Annotated in this window: 25 protein-coding genes; 20 read left to right on the top strand and 5 right to left on the bottom strand. The window is 35.8% G+C overall.

The features are described 5' to 3' along the window. The first annotated feature begins 1 nt into the window (after nucleotide 1). From DLK05_RS03950 to DLK05_RS04040, 20 genes are all read left to right on the top strand, one after another. Nucleotides 2–2,482, top strand: a complete 2,481-nt coding sequence (locus tag DLK05_RS03950) for a heavy metal translocating P-type ATPase (protein WP_127342684.1) — start codon at nucleotides 2–4, stop codon at nucleotides 2,480–2,482. A gap of 5 nt (nucleotides 2,483–2,487) precedes the next feature. Beyond that, on the top strand, nucleotides 2,488–2,688 hold the full coding sequence (gene ccoS / locus DLK05_RS03955; RefSeq protein ID WP_127342685.1) for a cbb3-type cytochrome oxidase assembly protein CcoS: 201 nt from the start codon (nucleotides 2,488–2,490) through the stop codon (nucleotides 2,686–2,688). Nucleotides 2,689–2,692: 4 nt separating this feature from the next. Then, nucleotides 2,693–4,837: a cytochrome-c oxidase, cbb3-type subunit I gene (gene ccoN / locus DLK05_RS03960; RefSeq protein WP_127342686.1), complete on the top strand. Its 2,145-nt coding sequence runs from the start codon at nucleotides 2,693–2,695 to the stop codon at nucleotides 4,835–4,837. Nucleotides 4,838–4,966: 129 nt separating this feature from the next. After that, on the top strand, nucleotides 4,967–5,173 hold the full coding sequence (locus DLK05_RS03965) for a cbb3-type cytochrome oxidase subunit 3 (RefSeq protein WP_127342687.1): 207 nt from the start codon (nucleotides 4,967–4,969) through the stop codon (nucleotides 5,171–5,173). Nucleotides 5,174–5,189: 16 nt separating this feature from the next. Next, nucleotides 5,190–5,756, top strand: coding sequence for a cbb3-type cytochrome c oxidase N-terminal domain-containing protein (locus DLK05_RS03970; protein ID WP_209319699.1), 567 nt, complete (start codon nucleotides 5,190–5,192; stop codon nucleotides 5,754–5,756). 66 nt (nucleotides 5,757–5,822) lie between these two features. Continuing rightward, nucleotides 5,823–7,271, top strand: a complete 1,449-nt coding sequence (gene ccoG, locus DLK05_RS03975; protein WP_209319700.1) for a cytochrome c oxidase accessory protein CcoG — start codon at nucleotides 5,823–5,825, stop codon at nucleotides 7,269–7,271. Nucleotides 7,272–7,295: 24 nt separating this feature from the next. Then, the gene (locus tag DLK05_RS03980; protein WP_127342689.1) at nucleotides 7,296–7,742 is read left to right on the top strand and encodes a FixH family protein; all 447 of its coding nucleotides are present in this window, start codon (nucleotides 7,296–7,298) and stop codon (nucleotides 7,740–7,742) included. A gap of 33 nt (nucleotides 7,743–7,775) precedes the next feature. Next, the gene (locus tag DLK05_RS03985; protein ID WP_127342690.1) at nucleotides 7,776–8,507 is read left to right on the top strand and encodes a sulfite exporter TauE/SafE family protein; all 732 of its coding nucleotides are present in this window, start codon (nucleotides 7,776–7,778) and stop codon (nucleotides 8,505–8,507) included. A 79-nt stretch (nucleotides 8,508–8,586) separates the two neighbouring features. After that, nucleotides 8,587–9,141 carry a sigma-70 family RNA polymerase sigma factor gene (locus DLK05_RS03990; protein WP_127342691.1) on the top strand — a complete coding sequence of 185 codons (555 nt, stop codon included), beginning with the start codon at nucleotides 8,587–8,589 and terminating at the stop codon, nucleotides 9,139–9,141. Between the two features lie 75 nt (nucleotides 9,142–9,216). Further along, complete coding sequence (locus tag DLK05_RS03995) at nucleotides 9,217–9,432, top strand: hypothetical protein (protein WP_127342692.1); 216 nt, start codon at nucleotides 9,217–9,219, stop codon at nucleotides 9,430–9,432. After that, nucleotides 9,422–9,652: a nitrate/nitrite transporter NrtS gene (nrtS, locus tag DLK05_RS17985; protein WP_209319701.1), complete on the top strand. Its 231-nt coding sequence runs from the start codon at nucleotides 9,422–9,424 to the stop codon at nucleotides 9,650–9,652. Before DLK05_RS03995 ends, nrtS begins: the two co-directional genes overlap by 11 nt. A 127-nt stretch (nucleotides 9,653–9,779) precedes the next feature. Next, nucleotides 9,780–10,511, top strand: a complete 732-nt coding sequence (locus DLK05_RS04000) for a thioredoxin domain-containing protein (protein ID WP_209319702.1) — start codon at nucleotides 9,780–9,782, stop codon at nucleotides 10,509–10,511. A 96-nt stretch (nucleotides 10,512–10,607) separates the two neighbouring features. Beyond that, on the top strand, nucleotides 10,608–11,087 hold the full coding sequence (locus DLK05_RS04005; protein ID WP_127342694.1) for an OB-fold protein: 480 nt from the start codon (nucleotides 10,608–10,610) through the stop codon (nucleotides 11,085–11,087). Between the two features lie 30 nt (nucleotides 11,088–11,117). Further along, on the top strand, nucleotides 11,118–11,675 hold the full coding sequence (locus tag DLK05_RS04010; protein ID WP_127342695.1) for a YceI family protein: 558 nt from the start codon (nucleotides 11,118–11,120) through the stop codon (nucleotides 11,673–11,675). A gap of 30 nt (nucleotides 11,676–11,705) precedes the next feature. Beyond that, nucleotides 11,706–12,146 carry a thioredoxin family protein gene (locus DLK05_RS04015; RefSeq protein ID WP_127342696.1) on the top strand — a complete coding sequence of 147 codons (441 nt, stop codon included), beginning with the start codon at nucleotides 11,706–11,708 and terminating at the stop codon, nucleotides 12,144–12,146. A gap of 140 nt (nucleotides 12,147–12,286) precedes the next feature. After that, the gene (locus DLK05_RS04020) at nucleotides 12,287–12,847 is read left to right on the top strand and encodes a peroxidase-related enzyme (RefSeq protein ID WP_127342697.1); all 561 of its coding nucleotides are present in this window, start codon (nucleotides 12,287–12,289) and stop codon (nucleotides 12,845–12,847) included. Nucleotides 12,848–12,964: 117 nt separating this feature from the next. Then, entirely contained in the window at nucleotides 12,965–14,392 is a 1,428-nt protein-coding gene (locus DLK05_RS04025) for a pyridoxal phosphate-dependent decarboxylase family protein (RefSeq protein WP_127342698.1), read from the top strand. A gap of 298 nt (nucleotides 14,393–14,690) precedes the next feature. Continuing rightward, on the top strand, nucleotides 14,691–14,957 hold the full coding sequence (locus DLK05_RS04030; protein WP_127342699.1) for an SEC-C metal-binding domain-containing protein: 267 nt from the start codon (nucleotides 14,691–14,693) through the stop codon (nucleotides 14,955–14,957). Nucleotides 14,958–15,493: 536 nt separating this feature from the next. Beyond that, a complete protein-coding gene (locus DLK05_RS04035; RefSeq protein ID WP_127342700.1) occupies nucleotides 15,494–16,753 on the top strand; it encodes an Nramp family divalent metal transporter in 1,260 nt (419 codons plus the stop codon). A gap of 93 nt (nucleotides 16,754–16,846) precedes the next feature. Continuing rightward, nucleotides 16,847–17,404 (top strand): hypothetical protein, encoded by a 558-nt coding sequence (locus tag DLK05_RS04040; RefSeq protein WP_127342701.1) that lies wholly within the window; start codon nucleotides 16,847–16,849, stop codon nucleotides 17,402–17,404. Between the two features lie 95 nt (nucleotides 17,405–17,499). On the opposite strand, the gene DLK05_RS04045 is transcribed toward DLK05_RS04040, so the two are convergent. The 5 genes from DLK05_RS04045 to ftsH all read right to left on the bottom strand — a co-directional run bounded on the left by DLK05_RS04045 (nucleotide 17,500) and on the right by ftsH (nucleotide 22,997). Next, on the bottom strand, nucleotides 17,500–18,276 hold the full coding sequence (locus DLK05_RS04045) for an SDR family oxidoreductase (RefSeq protein ID WP_127342702.1): 777 nt from the start codon (nucleotides 18,274–18,276) through the stop codon (nucleotides 17,500–17,502). A gap of 3 nt (nucleotides 18,277–18,279) precedes the next feature. Then, nucleotides 18,280–19,146, bottom strand: coding sequence for an NHL repeat-containing protein (locus tag DLK05_RS04050; protein ID WP_127342703.1), 867 nt, complete (start codon nucleotides 19,144–19,146; stop codon nucleotides 18,280–18,282). A gap of 63 nt (nucleotides 19,147–19,209) precedes the next feature. Further along, nucleotides 19,210–19,869 (bottom strand): phosphatidylserine decarboxylase family protein, encoded by a 660-nt coding sequence (locus DLK05_RS04055; RefSeq protein WP_127342704.1) that lies wholly within the window; start codon nucleotides 19,867–19,869, stop codon nucleotides 19,210–19,212. A gap of 27 nt (nucleotides 19,870–19,896) precedes the next feature. Next, on the bottom strand, nucleotides 19,897–20,721 hold the full coding sequence (locus DLK05_RS04060) for a phosphatidate cytidylyltransferase (protein ID WP_209319703.1): 825 nt from the start codon (nucleotides 20,719–20,721) through the stop codon (nucleotides 19,897–19,899). Nucleotides 20,722–20,960: 239 nt separating this feature from the next. Continuing rightward, the gene (gene ftsH / locus DLK05_RS04065; RefSeq protein ID WP_127342706.1) at nucleotides 20,961–22,997 is read right to left on the bottom strand and encodes an ATP-dependent zinc metalloprotease FtsH; all 2,037 of its coding nucleotides are present in this window, start codon (nucleotides 22,995–22,997) and stop codon (nucleotides 20,961–20,963) included. Between the last annotated feature and the right edge of the window lie 12 nt (nucleotides 22,998–23,009).

Raw genomic sequence — 23,009 nt, forward strand, 5'->3', positions numbered from 1 at the left:
AATGCAGGAAGAAACAAAAAATAACATCTGTGTGCACTGTGGCGACGACTGTGGTTCCCATCCGGTAATGTGGAATGACGAACCCTTTTGTTGCAATGGATGTTCTACTGTTTATCAAATTCTGCATGAAAATGACTTGTGCTCTTATTATAATTTTGACACCAATCCAGGGATTAGGATCGATACTCAGCAATTTAAGGGGAAATTCACCTTTTTGGATGATCCCGAAATCGCTGAACCACTGTATGAGTTTTCGGAAGGACAGATAAGGAAGGTTACTTTTTATATTCCGGCTATTCATTGTAGCTCCTGTATCTGGTTATTGGAACATTTAAATATTTTAAATAAAGGCGTTTTAAAGTCAATAGTTAACTTCATAAAAAAGGAAGTTGCCATTACCTTTAACGCAGATCAAATAAGTATAAGAGAATTGGCAGAACTCCTTTCTTCGATTCATTATATTCCTGAAATCACATTAGATAAATTGCAGGAAAAACAAAATCAAAACACCAACAAAAATCTCCTTTATAAGATTGGGATTGCAGGATTTTGTTTTGGTAATATTATGCTTTTAAGCTTACCGGAATATGTGCCGGGGCATGAATTTCTGGAAAATCATTTTAAGGAATTTTTTGGGATAATGAATTTCCTGCTGATTCTACCCGTATTTTTTTACAGCGGTAATGATTATTTAATATCAGCTTTTAAAGCAATAAAGCATCGCTTTGTTAATATCGATGTTCCTATTAGTTTGGGAATTCTCACCTTGTTTATTCAGAGTGGCTATGAAATCTTTTCTAGTAGTGGACCAGGATATATGGATTCGCTTGCTGGTCTTATTTTCTTTTTGCTCATTGGTAAATGGTACCAAAACAGAACCTATCAAGCACTTTCTTTTGAAAGGGATTATCGATCCTATTTTCCGGTTGCAGTAAGCAAAATGGAAAATGGTAAGGAGATTAGTACTCCTCTCGATAAATTACAAAAGGGTGACATTATCTTGATTCGAAATCAGGAATTAATCCCCGTTGATAGTATTTTGACAAAAGGGGAAGCTCAGGTAGATTATAGTTTTGTAACCGGAGAATCTACCCCGGTAAGTAAATTGCCTGGAGATCCGATTTTTGCCGGGGGAAAACAATTAGGAAGTGCCATTGAGCTGACGATAGAAAAAGAGGTTGTTCAAGGTCGGCTAACACAACTATGGAATCAATTTGATTATAAAAACCAAAAGGATTCCAAGTTGAATTCTATAATTGATCAAATCAGTAAATATTTCACAATATCAATTGTTGCAATTAGTCTTTTTGCTGGAATTTATTGGCTGATTTATGATTCCTCTAAAGCAATTTTCTCCTTCACTTCGGTTCTTATTGTTGCTTGTCCTTGTGCATTAGCACTTTCGGCTCCATTTGCATTTGGCAACACCATGAGACTAATGGGACGATTAGGATTCTATTTGAAAAATGCTTTCGTCAGTGAAAAATTAAATTCGATTACCACAATTGTGTTTGATAAAACAGGAACTATTACTCAATCGGATAAAGTAAAAATACAATTTATTGGAGATGCACTTTCCATGGAGGAAAGAATCGCAGTAAAGTCATTAACCAGACATTCGACTCATATTTTAAGTGCAAGTTTGTATGATCATTTCCATCAAATTATTCCTGCAAAAGTCGAGGGGTTTGAGGAAATAGCATCTCTTGGTATTTCTGGTATAGTAAACGGACGACAAATAAAATTAGGATCTGCAAAATATATTTTTGGAAATGACAATGCAAGTCAGTCTTTAAGTACTGAGGTCTATTTGGCTGTGGATGATAAACTGAAGGGATATTTTAGCCTCAGTAATCAATATCGCGAAGGATTGAATAAATTGATTGGGAGTCTTCAGTCGAGGTATGACCTTCACGTTCTTACAGGAGATAATGAGTCGGAAAAGGAAAATCTATTACAATTGTTTCCTAATTCGAATAATATTCGATTTAGACAATCGCCGCAGGATAAGCTGAATTATATTCTTCAGCTACAGAATCAAAATAAAAGAGTACTGATGATTGGTGATGGTTTGAATGATGCCGGTGCATTAAAATGTAGTAACGTTGGTATTTCGATTGCGGATGATGTGTATCATTTTTCACCTGCTTGCGATGCAATTTTGGAATCATCAAGTTTTGCAAAATTGCAACGCTTTCTCTCTATTTCCAGAAAGAGTGTACTAATTGTAAAAATTAGCTTTCTTCTTTCGTTTCTATATAATCTTGTTGGACTGTATTTTGCTGTGCAGGGTGTCTTATCCCCGATTGTTGCAGCATTACTAATGCCAATAAGCTCTATTTCGATTGTAGTATTTACAAGTTTTAGCACCAATGTTTTGTTTCGACAGATAGAGGAAAATAAAAAAGAAAATATTACAGAACCAGAACTGAAGGGAAGAGATATCTATCCATCAGTAAAAAAATCAGTTCAACTAAACTAAATAAGATGAGTGTATTGTTTGTTTTGATTGGTATTAGCATGTTGGTAGCAAGTGGGTTTCTAATTGCTTTTCTGTGGGCTGTTAAGAAAGGACAATATGATGATTCCTATTCTCCTTCGGTAAGAATATTATTTGATGATCAGGAAGAAGAAAATAAGGAAACCAAAGAGAATAAAATAACTGCAAAGAAGAACCATAAATCTTAATTTAATGGAAACACAACATTTTTCGTACGATAATAAAATCGTAAAATATTTCGCGTATGCTACCATACTTTGGGGCGTAGTTGGAATGTTGGTAGGGCTTTTGGCAGCACTTCAGCTTGCCTTGCCTATTTTTAATTTTAAATTGGCTTACACCACTTTTGGTCGTATCCGTCCTATACATACCAATGCTGTAATCTTTGCATTTGTAGGGAATGGAATTTTTACTGCTGTATATTATTCCTTGCAGCGCTTGTTAAAAACTCGCATGTTTAGCGATAAGCTTAGCTGGGTACATTTTTGGGGATGGCAAGCAATTATTGTTTCAGCCGCAATAACTTTTGTGTTGGGAATCACAACCAGTAAAGAATATGCGGAATTGGAATGGCCTATTGATATCGCCATAACAATTATCTGGGTGATCTTTGGTTGGAATATGTTTGGAACTATTCTCAGAAGAAGGGCAGATCATCTATACGTTTCCATTTGGTTCTATATTGCAACTTTTGTGACGGTTGCCGTTCTTCATATTGGTAATTCGATAGAGTTACCTTATAGCTGGATGCACAGTTACCCGGTATATGCAGGAGTTCAAGATGCATTAGTTCAATGGTGGTATGGACATAATGCAGTCGCATTTTTCCTTACTACTCCTTATTTGGGTTTAATGTATTATTTTTTACCTAAAGCTGCGAATCGCCCTATTTATTCTTACCGATTATCGATTATTCACTTTTGGGCTTTGATTTTTCTTTATATCTGGGCAGGTCCTCATCATTTGCTTTATACTGCATTGCCAGATTGGGCTCAATCCTTAGGTGTTGCTTTCTCTATTATGCTGATTGCTCCTTCGTGGGGAGGAATGTTTAATGGTTTATTAACACTCCGCGGAGCATGGGATAAAGTTCGTGACAGTGCAACCCTAAAATTCATGGTTGTTGCAGTTACAGCTTACGGTATGTCTACCTTTGAAGGTCCAATGATGTCTTTAAAATGGGTTAATTCTTTGACTCACTATACCGACTGGACGATTGCACACGTTCATATTGGGGCATTGGGATGGAATGGATTTTTGACATTCGGGATGTTGTATTATCTATTCCCTAAAATGTGGAAAACAAAGCTTTATTCCGAAAAATTAGCCAACACTCACTTTTGGCTAGGTACTTTGGGTATGATATTCTATGCATTGCCTCTTTATTGGGGTGCGGTGGTTCAAACATTAATGTGGAAAGAATTTACATCAGATGGATTTTTAGCTTATCCTAACTTTTTAGAAACAGTAACTCAAATAGTTCCCATGTATCACGCAAGGGTACTTGGCGGTGCTTTGTATTTTATAGGTTTATTCCTAATGGTTTATAATTTGCTAAAAACGGCAACGAAAGGAAGTTTTGTAGATAACGAGAAAGCTTCGGCTCCTGCACTTCACAGTAATCCTAAAAGAGAATCTGGAGAAGGATTGCATCGTTGGTTGGAAAGAAGACCGGTTCAATTTATGATATTAGCAACTGTTGCCATTTTAATTGGTGGAGCATTCGAAATTATTCCAACCTATTTAATAAAGTCGAATATTCCAACTATTGATAGTGTGAAACCATATACTCCGCTTGAACTTCAAGGAAGAGATATATATATCCGGGAAGGCTGTAATACTTGTCATTCTCAAATGGTTCGTCCCTTCCGTTCTGAAACAGAGCGCTACGGAGAGTACTCCAAGGCAGGTGAATTTGTTTACGATCATCCACATCTTTGGGGCTCAAAAAGAACTGGTCCTGATTTAGCTCGCGAGGGTGTTCCCGGAGGTAAAATGTATAAGACCAACGTCTGGCATTACAACCATCTTTTGGATCCGCAAAAAATGAATGCACAATCCATTATGCCTGCCTATCCATGGTTGATAAAGGATGATTTGGATATTTCATCCACTCCAGCAAAGATTCGTGCTATGACTGCACTTGGTGTTCCTTATGACAAGGAACCATACCCTGCAAACTATGATAAGATAGCTAATGATGATTTGAAAAAACAAGCTATTGAAATTACCGAAGATTTGAAAAAATCAGGTGTAGATGTTACTAGTGATAAAGAAATTATTGCTGTAATTGCCTATTTAAAACGCTTGGGTAAAGATATTTCAACAAAGAAATAATTGTGCTTTGTAGGAGCATTTTAATTTGAAAATTAAGCTCTAAATCCTAGGATTAGAAAGAATAACCCAGAATAGGATTTAGAGTTAAATTGAGAATAATTAATATTTGAAAAGTAAAAATAGAACACAATGAAATTAGTTAGTCATTATTTACAAGGCATCTCAGATGTAGGCTTTTTTCCTAGTATCTCTTTACTAATATTTTTCCTGTTTTTCGTGGGCATGATATGGTGGGCATACAAAAAAAGTAATAAAGCTTTCTTCACAAAGATGGCAAGTTATGCTCTGGAAGAGGAGGAAGGTACATCCTCTTCAAATAGGAATAATAATCATTGACCCTAAATTGATAAAAATGGATAATAAAGATAAATTTCTTGAAGAAAATGAACATCTCATGAGTGATCATGATTACGATGGTATTCGGGAATTGAACAATCCAATGCCTACATGGTGGCGCTATTTATTCTATCTAAGTATTATTTTTGCTGCCGTTTACATGTTTCGTTATCATGTTTTTGGAGATGATTTACAAATAGATGAATACAATAAAGAAATGGCATTGGCGGAAGCGAATAAGCCAAAGCAGGCATTCGACGAAAATAACTTGTCCATATTAAGTGATGCTGCCAGTTTGGATGCAGGTAAAGTAATATATAGCAAAAACTGTATTGCTTGCCACGGAAAAGCTGGGGAGGGTAATGCTATTGGTCCGAATTTAACTGATAAATATTGGTTGAATGGAGGAGGTGTGGCAGAAGTATATCACATTATTAAAGTCGGAAAACCGTTGAAAGGAATGCTAGCATGGCAACATCAACTTTCCCCGGAACAAATGTTGCAGGTGACTAGTTACGTTTTAAGTCTTCAAGGTAGCAATCCACCAAATGGGAAAGCTCCTCAAGGTGAGTTAGTAGAATAAAACACTAAATTAATTTGCAGGATTATTCAATTAATTAAAATACCATTATTGTAATGGTCAAGGAGGATGACAAGTTCTGAATCTTTCTTCCATACAAGAATTGAAGAAAAAAACATGGCTCCAGAAAATCCCATAACCTATCGTGATCAGTTAGCAACGCTAAAAGAAACAGGAAAACGAAGGTGGGTATATGCCCAAAAACCAAAAGGAAAACTATATAAGTATAGAAATATTGTGAGTTACACATTGCTCTTAATACTATTTGGTTTGCCTTTTTTAAAATTGAATGGGGAGCCATTTTTATTGCTTAATATATTAGAGCGAAAATTCATTTTGTTTGGGGTTAGGTTTTGGCCTCAGGATTTCCATATTTTTCTCTACTCTATGATTACGCTTTTTGTATTTATAGTGTTTTTCACGGTGAGTTATGGACGAATATGGTGTGGTTGGGCTTGTCCTCAAACTGTATTCTTAGAATTTATTTTTCGTAAAATCGAATATTTGATTGAAGGAACACCACAGCAACAGCGTAAATTAGATGCTCAATCTTTAAATTTTAATAAGTTCTGGAAGAAAAGTGTAAAGTTAATCCTCTTCTATGCTATATGTTTTTTGATCACCAATATATTTTTATCCTATATTATTGGAGTAGATGAATTATGGAAAATAATGAAGGATCCGATAGCACAACATAGTGCTGGTTTTACTGTTGCCGTACTATTTTCGGGAGTGATGCTTTTTGTTTTCACCAAATTGAGAGAGCAGGTATGCTCTATGATCTGTCCATATGGCAGATTGCAAGGGGTGCTGTTGGATTCCAATACGATTCTTGTAGCTTACGATTATAAGAGAGGTGAGGAACGAGCTTCTTTGGAAGCAGGAGAAGATAGAAAAGCAGATGAAAAAGGGGATTGTATTGATTGCTATCAATGTGTTGACGTTTGCCCGACAGGAATAGATATTCGCAACGGAACACAGCTGGAATGTATCAATTGTTCTGCCTGTATTGATGAGTGTAATTCTGTGATGGATTGGATTGGTAGTCCGAAAGGATTAATTCGTTACGACTCTGAAAAAAATATTGCCGAAGGGAAGAAGAAGAACTGGCCAATTCGGAAAATTGCCTATACCATGGTACTCTGTACCCTGATTAGTGCTGTGATTGGTTTGTTCGCGTCCAGATCTGAATTGGAAGCGATTATCTTGCGAACTCCGGGTTTGATGTATCAAAATCAAAAGGAAGGATACATTAGTAATATGTATAACTTTAAGGTGGTTAATAAAACCACACACGAAATACCTATTCACTTTAAAATCCTAAATCATGAGGGGCAAATTGAGCTTATAGGTGAGGAATCGAAAGCTGCGGCAAGTTCTATTCAGGAAGGTGTATTTTTTGCAATTCTATCTGAAAATGAAGTCTCCAGTGACAATATTCCAATCACAATTGGAGTTTTTGCTGGAGAAGATTTAATTGAGGATGTCCAACTTACTTTTGTTGGCCCGAATAAATAAATTAGTGATCTTAATGGAGAGGAAATGAAAAAATTAAATTGGGGAACAAAGTTGGGATTTGTAGCATCGATATATGTTATTGGCATACTAGGATTTGTAGGTTTTAGTACCACACAAAATATTAATCTGGTATCTAAAAATTACTATCCAAAGGAGGTGAAATATCAGGATCAGATTGATAAAATAAAAAACTCGAAGGAATTAAAGGTTCCGGTAACTGTAAGTCAGGAGGCAGGAAAAATACAAATTCAATTTCCCGAAGGAATGCGCAGCAATATAGAGGGAAATATCATCTTTTATCGCCCTGCTGATTCCAATCAGGATTTGCAGTATAAAATTGCTCTTGATGAAAATGGAATTCAAACTGTGGATTCAAAGAATATGCATCAAGGCAGATATACAGTAAAAATTGATTGGGTTTATAAGAATATCCCTTACTATAAAGAAGAGGGAATATATTTGGCGAAATAAATAGCAGATAGTTAGCAATAGAAAACAAAGAGGATGGTTTATCTTTCAGCATTAACATTAGGACTATTAGGGAGCTTTCATTGTGTGGGAATGTGTGGGCCAATTGCCATAGCAATCCCATTGAAAACTAATTCCTGGCTTGCAAGAATATCAGGTGGTGTTTTGTATAATGTAGGAAGGGCGATTACTTATGCTATCATGGGTGCATTTTTCGGATTGCTGGGCAGAGGTATGGTGATGAGTGGCTTTCAACAATGGGTGTCTGTCATTATGGGTGCCATCATGATCCTTAGTGTAATTACACCCTCTATTTACAAAAATAGATTTAATTCCAGTAAAGGTGTATTTTCCTATGTCGGGAAAGTGAAAGTATCACTTGGCAAACTATTTACACAACGTAGTTACACCTCCTTGTTCCTCATTGGTTTATTGAATGGATTATTACCCTGTGGTTTGGTTTATTTTGCAATAGCTGGGGCAATAGCTACTGGTTCCTCTGTAAGTGGAAGTCTTTTTATGTTTGTTTTCGGTTTGGGAACTATTCCTATGTTGCTTGCCGTTTCTTTAGTCGGAAATATGATTACCCTGGAGTTGAGAAAAAAAATCACCAGATTAATTCCTTATGCTATCGTATTCATCGGAATTTTGTTTATCCTTCGAGGATTGAGTCTCGGAATTCCATATTTAAGTCCACCGGCGAAAAAATTAGTTGTTCCTCCAATGCAAACAGGACAAGCAGTACAAACACCATCTTGTTGTCATTAATATTTCTGAATGGAATTAAGATATTTTGAGGATTAATTTATACACATATGGCCGATAAGATGGCTTTAATAAACAAGGTATGAAGCAAGAGGAATTAAAAACCTGGGTTAATGATTTTACAGATGATTTATACCAATGGGCTTTTTATAAAACAAGTTCTGCTGTAACGGCTGAAGATTTGGTACAGGAAACATTCCTTGCTGCAGCCGAAAGACTTCAATCTTTTAAAGGAAATAGCGCTCCAAAAACCTGGCTTTTTGCCATTTTAAATCACAAAATAATTGATTATTACCGAAAGAAGAATAGTCAACCGATAACTCTTGATAACAATCTGTTTTCTGGTTTCTTTGATGAAGATGGAGATTGGAAAAAGGAGAAGCGTCCGAAAAATTGGTTCGAGGAAGAGGAGCAGTTATTGGATGATGATGATTTCCAAAAAGTATTACAAGAATGTATGCATGCTTTGCCTGAAGTCTGGAATCATTGTCTTCAATTAAAATATCTCTCTGAAAAGAAAGGTGCTGAAATCTGTCAGGAATTAGATTTAAGTACGACCAATTTTTGGCAAATTGTTCACAGAGCAAAATTACAAGTTCGAAATTGTGTTGAGATCAATTGGTACCAGCATAATTAATGAACGAAACAAACTATTTCTATGAAAAGACTCATGCATTTTTTTCTTCTATCTTGTTATAAAGCAACGGAGTTAATGGAAAAAAGATTTCACTTGAAATTATCACGCAAGGAAAAAATCCAACTCCAATTGCATAAGATGATGTGTTCGGCATGTGCTAATTACGAGAAGGAAAGTATCATCATCGAAAAAGGAATTTCAAAAATGGGTGAAAATCCGAAGAATTTAGAAGGGTTAGAGAGCCTTAAGAAGAAAATTACCGATAAATTAGATCAGAATTATGCGAACTAAGGTCATAAAATACATCGAATTGGCCAGGGAAAAAGATAGCCTGAGGAGAGCCGTTAAAGTTGCCCTATTAGTTGGTGTAATTTTAAATATGATTAATAACCCACTATTGTTTAGTTTCGAACATTATCGCGAAATTAGGGTAGACAGAGTTTTACTTACTTTTTTCGTACCCTTTTGTGTTTCTCTCTACTCCTCCGTATTGGCTAATAGCAAGAAATAGGTATATCCAATTTCTATTTTCCAATACAAGGGGTAATAATGGAATTCTATACTAAATGGGAACAGCCTTTGTTGATTGAGAAATACCTCTGATTTAAATAAGCTTACAGCAGTTAAATTATAAAATGATGCACAAAGCAATAACACTATTTATTCCTATTCTTTTATTTTTTTCTGCCTGTGGGCAAAAGGAAGGTATTAATCAACTGGATGCACTTGAATTTGAGAAACAAATCCAGAAAGAACAGGCCATATTGCTTGATGTTCGTACGTTGAATGAATATAAGAATGGACATATACAGAATGCCGGACAGCTTAATTATTATGCATTGAATTTCAAAAGGAAACTTCTTTTACTTCCCAAAGATCAGCCCATTTATTTATACTGCAATACAGGATATCGAAGCAATAGAGCTGCCAGAATATTAAAGGATAATGCGTATCTGCAAGTGTTTAATCTGGAGCATGGCATTATGGAGTGGAATCTGAAAAATCTGAATGTAGAAAAATCTCCTGATGCTAAACCCGATTTAGATCATCAAATGAAAAAGGAAGCATTTGAAAGATGGATAGAATCGGATTCGCTTGTGTTTATTGATTTTTACGCTCCCTGGTGTGGCCCTTGTCGCAAGATGATGCCGATGATAGATAGTTTAAAAGTGAATTATCATAAGAAACTAAAAATCCTAAAAATTAATTCGGATGCCAGTAAACAACTGATGAAAGAATTAAAGATGAATAGTGTTCCCTATTTGGTATTATATCGTCGAGGGGAAATTCTTTTTTCGCACAAAGGGAGTATTACAAAAAGGGAGTTAATTGACATTTTCGAAAAGCATCTCTCTCCTAATTCTAAATAAAATTATCTTCTTTTCATTTTTTTTAATCTTTTTTGTCAGGATTCAAAAATGATACGACTGTTTGGGTGAATTAAAAATTTATTCAAGCATTATATCATGAATCCAAAAAAGAAAAAAATCATAAAAATTGCAGCAATCCTGATCGTTGTTGGTTTGCTCACAGGTGGCGGAGTTATGCTTTATCTCTTTAATATGCCACACCGAAATGTACAGGAAACTTCCACAGATTATAGTTTGAGTAGTACCGAATTGGTTGTTGAATATCTAAAGAGTTCCGATGCTGCAGATGAGAAATATCTTGCCGAAGATGGAGATTCTAAAGTCTTGGAAATAACAGGAACCGTAAAGAAAATAAGCGAAGATTTTAAAGGTCAAAAAGTTATTTTGCTTCAAAATAAATCGGATGAAGCAGGAGTTCGCTGCGCTTTTACTACAGACACCAACCCTCATGTTACCAGTGTTAAGATGGGAGAAATACATACCATTAAAGGGGTGATACGTTCCGGAGTTTCTTTCGATCCCGATTTAGAACTTTACGAAAATGCAATCCTTGAAAAATGTGATTTAATTAAATAAAAATATATAACACTTATAAAAAATACGAAAATGAAAAAAAACAGCATATTATTTAGCGGATTGGTAGTGATTTTTATCTTTTCCACTCTAGCCTTACAGGCAGAAAAATTGGTTAGCTACAAAACACATTTTAAGTTTTATTCTCATACTTCTGTCGAAGATATCGAAGCTAATAACTACGCAGCAGTTGGTACAATTGATCCGGAAAGTGGAGTAGTTGTTTTTTCGGTTCCCATGCAGGGTTTCGAATTTGAAAAAGCATTGATGCAAAAGCATTTCAACAGCGGTAACTTTTTAAACACTAAAAAATTTCCGAAGGCAAAACTAAAAGCACAAATCACCAATCTTAATGAGATTGACTTTACGAAAGACGGAATTTATCCAGCCATGGTTGAAGGGGATTTAACTATTAAGGGAGTAAGTCAAAAAATAAAGGAAAAGGGTACGGTTACAGTGAAAGGGAATCAAGTGACCGTAGATAGTAAGTTCAACCTTACACTTGTTGATTATGGAATCTCATTTGTAAAGGGAAAACCCTCGACAAATGTTGCTAAAACAGTAGAAGTGACTGTGAAAGCAGAATATTAAAATAAATACTTAAACAATAAATATTGCGATATGAAAAAATTAGCAATTCTTGCAGCAGGTATCATTCTATTGATATTTGTTGCTGCAAAATACGCAGACAAGGAATCGGATACTGCGGGCAATTCGGGGATTACATTTTTCACAGGTTCGTGGGAGCAGGCTGTAGAATTGGCAAAGCAGGAAAACAAACCAATTTTTTTAGATATATCTACCAGTTGGTGTGGTTATTGTCGTAGGATGAAAGCTAATGTTTTTACTGATGCGGATGTTGCGGCTTTTTACAATGCCTCTTTTATTAACGTTTCTCTGGATGCAGAGCATGGTGAAGGAAGCGTATTAGCTGGAAAATATAGGGTTAGTGCCTATCCAAGCTTTCTATTTTTTAATTCTGATGGTAGCTTTTCCTCTCAGACTGCAGGCTATCGCAATTCTGACAATTTTCTGGAATTGGGTAAACGAAATAAAAAATAGAATTTCGTTAGGATTGGTTTGCCCGGAGTAAGTTGTTTTTCACCTCTTGCTACGGGCTTCTTTATTTTTAAAGTAATGCTATTAGACAAACTTATTCCTTTCAATTCAGGATTTTATTCTAAATCTATATCAAAAATAAAATGAGTAGAATTAAAGTTATTCCGTATCCCGAAGCAAATGGTAGGCTGAAAGAAATATACGATGAATTAATTGCAAAAAGGGGCAAGCTTGCTGATGTGCACATGATTCAAAGTTTACGACCCGAAAGCATCGTAAAACATATGGAACTATACCTAGAGATCATGTTTAGTAAATCGGAATTAACCCGTTCTCAACGCGAAATGATGGCTGTAATTGTATCCGTAGCAAATCAGTGTTCCTATTGCCAAATCCATCATGCTGAGGCCTTAAATCATTATTGGAAAAATGAGGAAAAAATAAAAATTCTAAAATCAGATTTTAATAAACTCGATCTTTCTGCCAGGGATAAGAAGCTGTGTCAATATGCCGATATTCTTACAAAATATCCTGAAAAGGCTGTTGAAACTGATATTACGATTCCGCTTAGCGAAGCAGGTTGTAGCGACCAGGCTATTCTCGATGCCAGTTTGGTGGTGGCCTATTTTAATTTTGTGAATCGTCTGGTTCTGGCTTTGGGAGTAACTATTGAGCATGATGGTGGTAAAGATTTTAAATATTAAGGGATGTTTTCCAATTTCTAGGACCATATAGATAGACTTGATTTCCTCATGATATGCTCCTCTCTGTGTACCAAAATACTTATCTTTCTACTATAAAAAACAATACAATATATAATCATGAAAGAATCCGACATTCTTAGCGAAGCCTTGGTGAAAATAAAGAACTATATAGCTGCTAATAAAGACCAAGACGCTCCTATCGTAAAGTTTAGAACTCCTGCCGACTTAGATAAAATTATTCATTTCACAGTAGATACTGCGGGAGTATCGGAAAATGAATTTCTCGATTTGTTAGATAAATATTTGGAGTATTCGGTTCATACGGGAAACAAGCAATTTTTAAATCAGCTATATTCCGGCTTCAATTTCCCTGCTTTTATAGGCGAAATATTTAGCACTTTGGCAAATACTTCGATGTACACCTACGAGGTTGCCCCGGTGGCAACCAGCATCGAGAAGGAAATGATTGCGCTGATGAATAGCTATACTGGCTATTCCGATGGTGATGGTATATTTGTTACCGGAGGGAGTAATGCCAATTTGATTGCTATGTTTTCGGCTCGTAACAGAATTCTGCCCGACAGTCGTTTCGAGGGTTACGACCGCAAGGTGAAACTAAAAGCTTTTGTGAACGAACAGGCGCATTATTCTTTTGATACTGCTGCTAATGTTTTGGGAATTGGCTCTAAAAATGTTGTTAAAGTTAAATCCGATGTAACCGGGAAAATGATTCCTGCAGAATTGGAGAAAAACATTCTCGAGACCATAGCGAGAAATGAAAAGCCATTCTTCGTGGCGGCAACTTGTGCTACTACGCTATTAGGTGCCTACGATCCATTAGATGAAATTGCCGCTATTTGTAAAAAATACAAGCTTTGGCTTCATGCCGATGGTTCATTTGGTGGTTCTTTAATATTAAGCGATCAGTATAAGGCTTTAATGAAAGGTATTGAAAGGACGGATTCTTTTGCATGGAATCCTCATAAATTGATGAATATCCCTTTGATATGTTCCGCTTTATTGGTGAAAAAAAGAGGAACGCTTCAGCATAATATTACTGATATTAATGCCGATTATATTTTTCATGATATTGATGAGATAGAGGATCTTGGTAAAAAATCGATTCAATGTGGTCGAAAAGTAGATGCTGTAAAATTGTGGTTTGCCTGGAAATATTTCGGATTGAAAAACTATCAGAAACGAATCGATAACCTAATTAATATGGCAATTTATGCAGCCAAAAAGATTAGCGATCATCCTCAGTTGGAAATGCTGGTACCGCGTCAATCCTTTGCAGTTTGCTTCCGTTATGTGCCAAAATTCAAGACCGATTTAAATCAATTTAATCTCGATTTGAGGGAACAATTACGAAAGAGTGGGAAATCAATTGTCAACTACGGATATATTCGAAAAAGTCTGGCTATCCGCCTGGTGATTACCAATGGAGAACTTTTGGAAGCAGATATGGATCTCTTTTTTAAGAATCTGTTGGATGCTGCTAATAATCTGGAGAGTAAATGCCAGCTCGAATTGGAGATACATTAAACTTGTAATCCAGTAATGATATACTCTATTGGCGATAATAATTAAGTAATAATTTTACCGCCATTTTCTGCCCATACATTATTTCAATTGTTTCCATGCTAGATTACTTGTACATTAAGGTTCGAATATTGATTCCTAATCTATTGCATAAAGGAATTTAAGAATTTTATTATATATATCAGCTATGAAAAATCCTGTAGATTAATTCTGCAAGATGGTATCATAAAGTATAAAAAAGATTTTTTCTATCCTGCGCAATAGTCGAATCTATCTTCCGCACACTATTAATTCTAAAACTATGAAACGACTATTAAATCGCTTTTTAAAATTGATGGACTCCAAAGAGGAGGAAAAGTTCTACTATATTAGAGTGGAACGAAATGATAAGTGTTATTGCGACAGTGGAAAGAAATATAAATCCTGTCATTTTCCGGAACATCAAAAGAAGAGTAAACTAGCTGTAAAGAAAATTAATGAGCTAACTGGAGAACAAAGTATAAAAATTTTGAGTGTGAAAAGATTACGAAAAGAACACTATCGGGTTAAATCAAATTTAATAGGATAAGTGATTAGCTGCAGGAGGTGAGGAAGATTGGTCAAATAGGGTCGATCTCCTTTCACTTTTCATATAGGATTCGCATCATCTTTGCATTTTTCCTTTAGAAGTAACACAGTTCCGCGATTATACCCAGTGATAAAGTGCAAAAATTACAACTGCGATGCCGACTAGCCATTTTTTGTGCAAAAAAAGCCAACTACGATGATAACTTGTCATTTTTTGCACAAAAAGGGGCAACTGCGATGGCAACTAGTCATTTTTTGTACGAAAAGAGCCAACTAGGATGCCGACTAGCCATTTTTTGTACAAAAAAGAGCAACTACGATGATAACTTGTCATTTTTTGCACAAAAAGGAGCAACTGCGATGCCGACTAGCTTGTTTTGACTTTTTTTGAGGAGATTGTTTGTGCAACAGCCTTATCGTATTTCAATTTTCGTGGGTATTTTCATCCAACTTCTGCTCCAATAGTTTAAAATAAACTTAATTTTACAGCATCAAATTAAAATTAACCAATCCTAGATTGTTCAATTCAAGCATAATATGTTTCGAATATTTAAGAATGTTGACCGAAAAGGCTATAAACCCCGATATGGTGGTTTAGATATCATTAAATTCATCGGTCCTGGTTTATTAGTAACAGTAGGTTTTATTGATCCTGGTAATTGGGCATCAAATTTGGCTGCCGGTGCCGATTATGGATACGCACTTTTGTGGATGGTAACGCTATCTACTATCATGCTGATACTCCTGCAGCACAATGTAGCTCACCTGGGAATTGCTACGGGACTTTGTCTTTCTGAAGCTGCGGTAAAGCATTTAAAACCGGTCTATTCTAAGTTTTTGTTATCCTCGGCAATGTTTGCTTCGGTTTCCACTTCTCTGGCAGAAATACTGGGGGGAGCAATTGCACTAGATATGATGTTTGAAATTCCGGTTAGGGTAGGTGCTATACTGGTGACCATTTTTGTTTTCATTATGTTGTTTACCAATTCGTATCGTTTGATTGAAAAATGGATTATCGCCTTTGTTTCCATCATTGGATTGGCCTTTTTATATGAACTATCCTTTGTGGATGTGGAATGGAGTTCTGCAATGATTGGCTGGGTTACACCTTCCTTTCCAAAAGGATCAATGATCGTAATTATGAGTGTTCTGGGTGCAGTAGTAATGCCTCACAACCTATTCCTGCATTCCGAAATTATACAAAGCAGGCAGTGGAATCGTGAGGATGATGAGGTGATTAAGAAACAGCTCAATTATGAGTTTTTAGATACGCTGTTCTCCATGCTTATTGGTTGGGCAATCAATAGTGCGATGATCATTTTGGCGGCAGCAACCTTCTTTAAATTTCACACTTCGGTATCGGAATTGGAACAAGCTCAGAAATTATTGGAACCGCTTGTCGGGGGACATGCAGCTATTATATTTGCAGTAGCCTTACTTTTCGCGGGTATTGCTTCTACTATTACTTCGGGAATGGCCGGTGGTAGTATATTTGCAGGCATGTACAACGAGCCTTACGATATTAAGGACAATCACTCCCGTATTGGGGTGGCTATCTCTCTTTTATTGGCATTGGGAATTATATTTCTGATCACAAATCCATTTCAAGGATTGATCATTTCTCAGATGATACTTAGTATACAGCTGCCCTTCACCATTTTTATGCAGGTTTATCTTACCTCTTCGGGAAAGGTAATGGGCAAATATAAGAATACCACTTCAACGAAAATCATTTTATACACCTTAGGGGGAATTGTTGCTGTTCTAAATGTATTTTTATTTATTAGTATGATTTAAAAAGAAGTAAAATTGTATGTTTAGTATAGTTATTTTAAATTGAAGAAAATTTATTTCCCATTCGATTTTTTTTATCCTTTTAAAAGCATAACGATGTACAAGTTATTATTAATCCTTGCGGTGATTATTTTATCTATAAATAGTTACGCACAAAAAAATGTGGTAGTGTTGCATCCTATCCTTGGCGATTCTATCGATTTAGCTGAAAAGCAAATTTATTTATTGTTCCCTGATATTAATGATTCTGACTTTAATTATGGGAAAATTCTTAAGGGGAATGGTAAGTATATATTACATACTTTTTCTGCTACCGGCGATCAGGAATTTGAGATAGATAGTTTACAGTTGGTACATTATCAAAACAATATAAATAAGCTGATTGCCTATCAGAATTATATGGAAAACCCGAAAAAGGAAGACCGGAAGTCTTTGGTTATTACCAATCAAAAGGATACTTGTGCCCTAGAGATGAATTTGGAATATATGAGTCCTGCTATGCGTAAAAAATTACGTAAAGATTCCTATCGGTACCAACGATTAAAATCAGCTGCTGAATCATTAGGATATTGGGGAGTGGATCAGGAGAATTACATTAAAACAACAGGAATTATTGTATTCAATTCAAAAGGTTCTGATATAGAGATAAGATAAAATTTCAGGCTATTTTCTTCACATATATCAGCGAAACAGAATAACGAGTAGAAAGCAGAGGATCTCCATCGCTTTCTACTCTTTTTTATTTTTACTTATCCATGTATTCCCAAAATCTGACCTCCATCCACACTAATGGTTTGTCCGCTGATATATCCCGAAGCCGGGGAGAGCAACCATGCGGCCAGTTGTCCTAAATCCTCAGGATTTCCCATTTTCTTCATTCGTATTCCGGATGCAATATTGGCTTTGGCTTGTTCCGGAGAAATTTTATCCTGTTCTGCTTTTTTCTCCAATAGGCGTTTAATTGCTGGTGTTTCGTGATAGCCTGGAGCTAGAATATTCAAACAAACGCCGCTTTCCGCAATTTCTTGTGATAGGGTTTTTACAAATCCAACAACCGACAGGCGAAGAGAAGTGCTCAACACTAAATTCTCAATTGGCTGTTTCACCGATGAACTCTCCAAAAATACCATTCTACCATAATTTTCCTTTATCATTAAGGGAACCAAGGCTTGTGTAATTTCTACCTTCCAGCGTAATAATTGAGCGTAGGCATTGTCCCAATCTTCCAATTTAGTCTCCAGGGTTTTCATTGCTGGCGGTCCTCCCGCATTGATAAAAACACCATATAATTTTCTGTCTCCAATTTTCTTATGGAGTAGCGCTATATTTTCTGATTTCGTAATATCTGCACAAAATGGTTCTATCAAAGCTGGATATTGCTTCTGTAATTCTAATAATTTTTCTTCTCCGCGTGCTATTGTAATTACCTTGGCTTCATCAGCCACTAAGTTTTTTAAAGTAGCCAGTCCGAAGCCCGAAGTAGCACCACAGACGATAAAAAGTTGATCTTTAATATTTAAATTCATTTCTTATTTTATTTGATATGCAACAATTCTATTATTGTGAAAGGTCGGGACTAAAATGATTTTTTGATCGGGAATATAGCCTAGATCGGCGGCGTTTATTTGCTGATCGGCAGTACTTAGTAATTTTGTAATCTTACCGGATTGAATGCGTTGTACATTTCCTGTCCAATCAGAAATGATCCATTCGTTTTTATTGATACCGATTAATCCATCAATATTTCCGGTATCATCAACAAGGGTGTTAATTTGTTTGCTTTTCGGATCAATTTTTAGAATCTGATTCATCACACCAGCATAAAGGAAATCATCTTCAAAAAATAAACCATTTACATGATTTAGTTGTTCACTATCCAGATATTTCTCAAACTTATCATCCTTTAATCGATAGATACAATTTTGCATCATATCCGAAACGTACACAATTCCCTTTTGGGGATCTACTGTTACATCGTTTAAAAATTTAGCTTCTTTGCCGTGATATTTTTTTACAATTTTCTGTTTGGTAATATCAATTACTACCAAATCATTAATATCACTTACATAAAGGTAATTGTTGTATTTGGCTATTCCTTTGGGAGCATCCATGCCGCTAACCCATTTTTGTTGTATAATTTTGCCTTGTAGATTTAATTTGGAGAGGTAACCATTTCCATCCTGATTTGATGGAGATCCTTTAATATTTGAAACGTAAAGGCATTGATTTTCGGCGTCGTAAAATACCGATTCCGGAATTTCGAGAATAGGTTTACTTTCCCAAACAAAAGTAAGATCAGTACTTAAATAGTTAGGAACATTGTTTTGTTGTGCGGCTATAGTATATCCACAAACACATAAAAGCGCTGTTAAAGTAATTCGGAGATTGTGTGCCATGACTTGTGCTTTAAAATTGTAGCATGAAGTTACAAATTTTTAAGTCGGCAAGTTTGAAGTAAGCTATTCGTTTAATCTCCCAATGATGGTTTGCGAACCGGTCACCTCCTGATTTAATTCCACCTCTATTTTGGTATCCAATGGTAAATATAAATCCACTCTGGAACCAAATTTAATAAATCCTTCCTGCTGGCATTGATTTACCGATTCGCCTTCTTTGGCATAGGAAACAATGCGGCGAGCAACAGCACCGGCAATTTGGCGCATTAAGATGGTAGTTTTGCTGTCTTTTTCTATTACTATAGTGGTTCTTTCGTTATCGGTAGATGATTTTGGCAACCATGCTTTTAGAAATAATCCACTGTGATGCTTAAAATACTTAATAACACCATTAATGGGATACCAGTTAATATGCACATTTAATGGCGACATAAAGATAGAAACCTGTATTCTTCTGTCCTTGAGATATTCTAATTCCACAGTTTCTTCTATTACCACAACTTTACCATCTGCAGGAGCCATAACAAGATTATCTCCAACAACAGGTACTCGCTTAGGTACTCTAAAAAAAGAAACGATTAGCAGAAAAAATGCCAAACTAAGAAAGAGTAATATATTTAAAAGAAGTCCAGTGCCAAATGCAAAATAAAGTATTACATCCAGTATTGCCAGAATTAAGAAAAAAGTCCTAATAATTCCGTATCCTTCCTTGTGAATTGTCATATTCTTAAATTAAAATTTAGACCAAAATTAGCGAAAATATTCATGGATTATCTGTAGAAACACAAAAACAACAGGGGAAACTAGTAGGATAGCATCAAAACGATCGAGAATACCACCATGTCCTGGAAGTATATTTCCCGAATCTTTTATTTGAATGCTTCTTTTGAGTAGCGATTCTATCAAATCTCCTAATGATCCAAAAACAACAACAATAGCACCCATAAATAACCATTCCCACAGACTTAAATCGAAACAGAAAATGGAACAGATATATGCAACTATAAGACTTACAATGGCTCCTCCTATGCTTCCTTCCCATGATTTTTTAGGAGATATCCTTTCAAATAATCTATGCTTTCCAAAATTAACGCCTACCAAATAGGCACCCGAATCATTTGCCCAAACCATAAGGAAAATACCCAAGACAATTTCAGAATGGAAACGGTTATCACTAAAAGGATAAGTCATATAACTGAATAGAGAAAAGGGAAGTGCAATATATGCCAATCCCATAATGGTAAAGGCGATATTCGTAAAAGGAGTTTCCTTCTTCCGATACAATTCAATAATTGGGATACTCACAACCGAAAGCGTGAATAGTAAAAAGAGTATATTTTGATGGAATCTGGCATTAAGGTAACAGGCCACAAATAGTATTGTGGCAGCTATCATTCCGGGAATAATCTGAGGAGAACAATTAGCTTTGCGAACCAATTGATAAAATTCAAATGTTCCTAACAGTGTAATTGCAAGAAAGACGATTAAAAATCCTATGGTATGTAAAGTGATTCCCGCAATGAGCACAACTGCGAATATAGCTCCAAAAAATGTTCGTTTGACAAAGTTCCCCACTCGAAATAAATTATTAGTTATTACTGAAATAGAATTTCAGCTTCTATGCGTAAGTATAGGCGCAACAAAAATAGTATTTTTTGGGGACTTATTTTGTGAGCTTAGAGTAGAAGCACTACATGGGATTTAAACTCTCCTGTGATTTGAAATTAAATTTCATTTTTTTGTTAAAAAGGAATAAGCCAAATAACAGTTTGGTAGCTGAAATTTGGCTTATTTATAATTTGACTTCAAGCTAATTATACAGCTTTACTTTCGGTGTCATTTTCTTCCTTTGATTCCTCTTTCTTAGGAATTTGTTTAATTTCTTCTTCGAGCTTAGGAGATCCAAATTTTCTTTTTCCAAAAATTGCTTCCAGATCTTCACTAAAAATAACTTCGCGTTCCAGTAACAATTCAGCTAGTTTTCTATGTCCTTCTTTATTCTCAAGAAGTACTTGTTTGGCTCTTTTGTAACTTGCATCGATTAGAATTTTAACTTCTTTATCGATCAATTCAGCAGTTTTTTCACTATATGGTTTAGAGAAAGAATAATCCGATTGACCAGTTGAATCGTAATAGCTTACATTCCCAATCTTATCGCTCATACCAAATATCGAAACCATTGCAATTGCTTGTTTGGTTACTTTTTCCAAATCGTTTTGTGCTCCTGTAGATATTTTCTCAAATGTTAATTCCTCAGCTGCTCTGCCTCCTAAGGTGGAACACATCTCATCCAACATCTGTTCTTTGGTAGTGATACTCCTTTCTTCAGGAAGATACCATGCTGCTCCCAATGCTTTTCCGCGAGGAACAATCGTAACTTTCACCAAAGGGTGAGCATATTCCAGAAGCCAGGAAATAGTAGCATGCCCTGCTTCATGAAATGCAATTGTTTTTTTCTCGTCAACGGAGATGATTTTATTTTTCTTTTCTAATCCACCTACAATTCTATCAATAGCATCCAGAAAATCTTGTTTTTCGATTAGATCTTTTTTCCTTCGAGCAGCAATCAATGCTGATTCGTTACATACATTGGCAATGTCAGCTCCTGAAAATCCCGGAGTTTGTTTTGCCAAAAATGCAGGATCAATTTTTGGATCTAATTTTAGAGGACGTAAATGCACTTCGAATATTTCTCTACGCTCATTTAAATCAGGTAATTCTACATGAATCTGACGATCGAATCTACCTGCACGCATCAAGGCTCTATCCAAAATATCTGCACGGTTGGTAGCAGCTAGAATGATAACACCAGAATTCGTGTCGAAACCGTCCATTTCTGTGAGCAGTTGATTGAGAGTGTTTTCACGTTCATCGTTCGAACCCATGTTTGGATTCTTACCACGAGCTCTACCAATGGCATCAATCTCATCGATGAAAACTATACAAGGTGATTTTTCTTTGGCCTGCTTGAATAAATCACGAACGCGGCTAGCTCCAACACCAACAAACATTTCCACAAAGTCTGATCCTGACATGCTAAAGAAAGGTACATTAGCCTCGCCGGCAACAGCTTTTGCCAATAATGTTTTACCTGTTCCCGGAGGGCCTACAAGCAATGCACCTTTCGGTATTTTACCGCCCAATTTAGTGTATCGTTGAGGATGTTTTAGGAATTCTACAATTTCTTCTACTTCCTCTTTCGCTTCAGCCAGACCAGCTACATCTTTAAAGTTTATATTGATATTAGATTCTTTATCAAAAACTTTAGCTTTAGATTTACCAACATTGAAGATGTTACCAGCTCCTCCGCTACCTCCTGAACCTTTACTCATTCTGCGGAATACATAGAACCATATCCCAATGATTAATGCAAAAGGAAGAATCCAACCCAGAAAATCAGAAAAATAGTTTTGCTGTGTCGTATATTCAGGTTCAATCCTATTCAGATCAGAGATGTTAGACTGAGCGGACTCCAATTGATTTGCGAATTGCTCAATTGAACCAATTGGAAAAGTATAATGCGGTCCTGATTTTGAAGGGGAGTCAAAGCTACTTTCAAAAAGATCAGGATATTTATCAAGACTTTCACTTTTTAAATACACATTTACTTCAAGCAAATTTCTAACCACAACGATTCTTTCAACGTCCTGATTTTTAATCATCTTGTTTTTAACAGTCTGCCAGCTTGTCTCCTTCGGATTTTGTCCGATATTCAGAAGATTTAAGGCGATGAATGCTACGGCAATCAAGCCATAAATCCAGTAAGCGTTAAATTTGGGTGATTTAAGTAAATTATTGCCATTTTTCCCTTTTGAGAAAGGATTATTATTTTGGTCTTTATTTTCAGTCATTCTTATAAGTTA

Source organism: Ancylomarina longa, assembly GCF_003996985.1.
Lineage (GTDB): Bacteria > Bacteroidota > Bacteroidia > Bacteroidales > Marinifilaceae > Ancylomarina_A > Ancylomarina_A longa.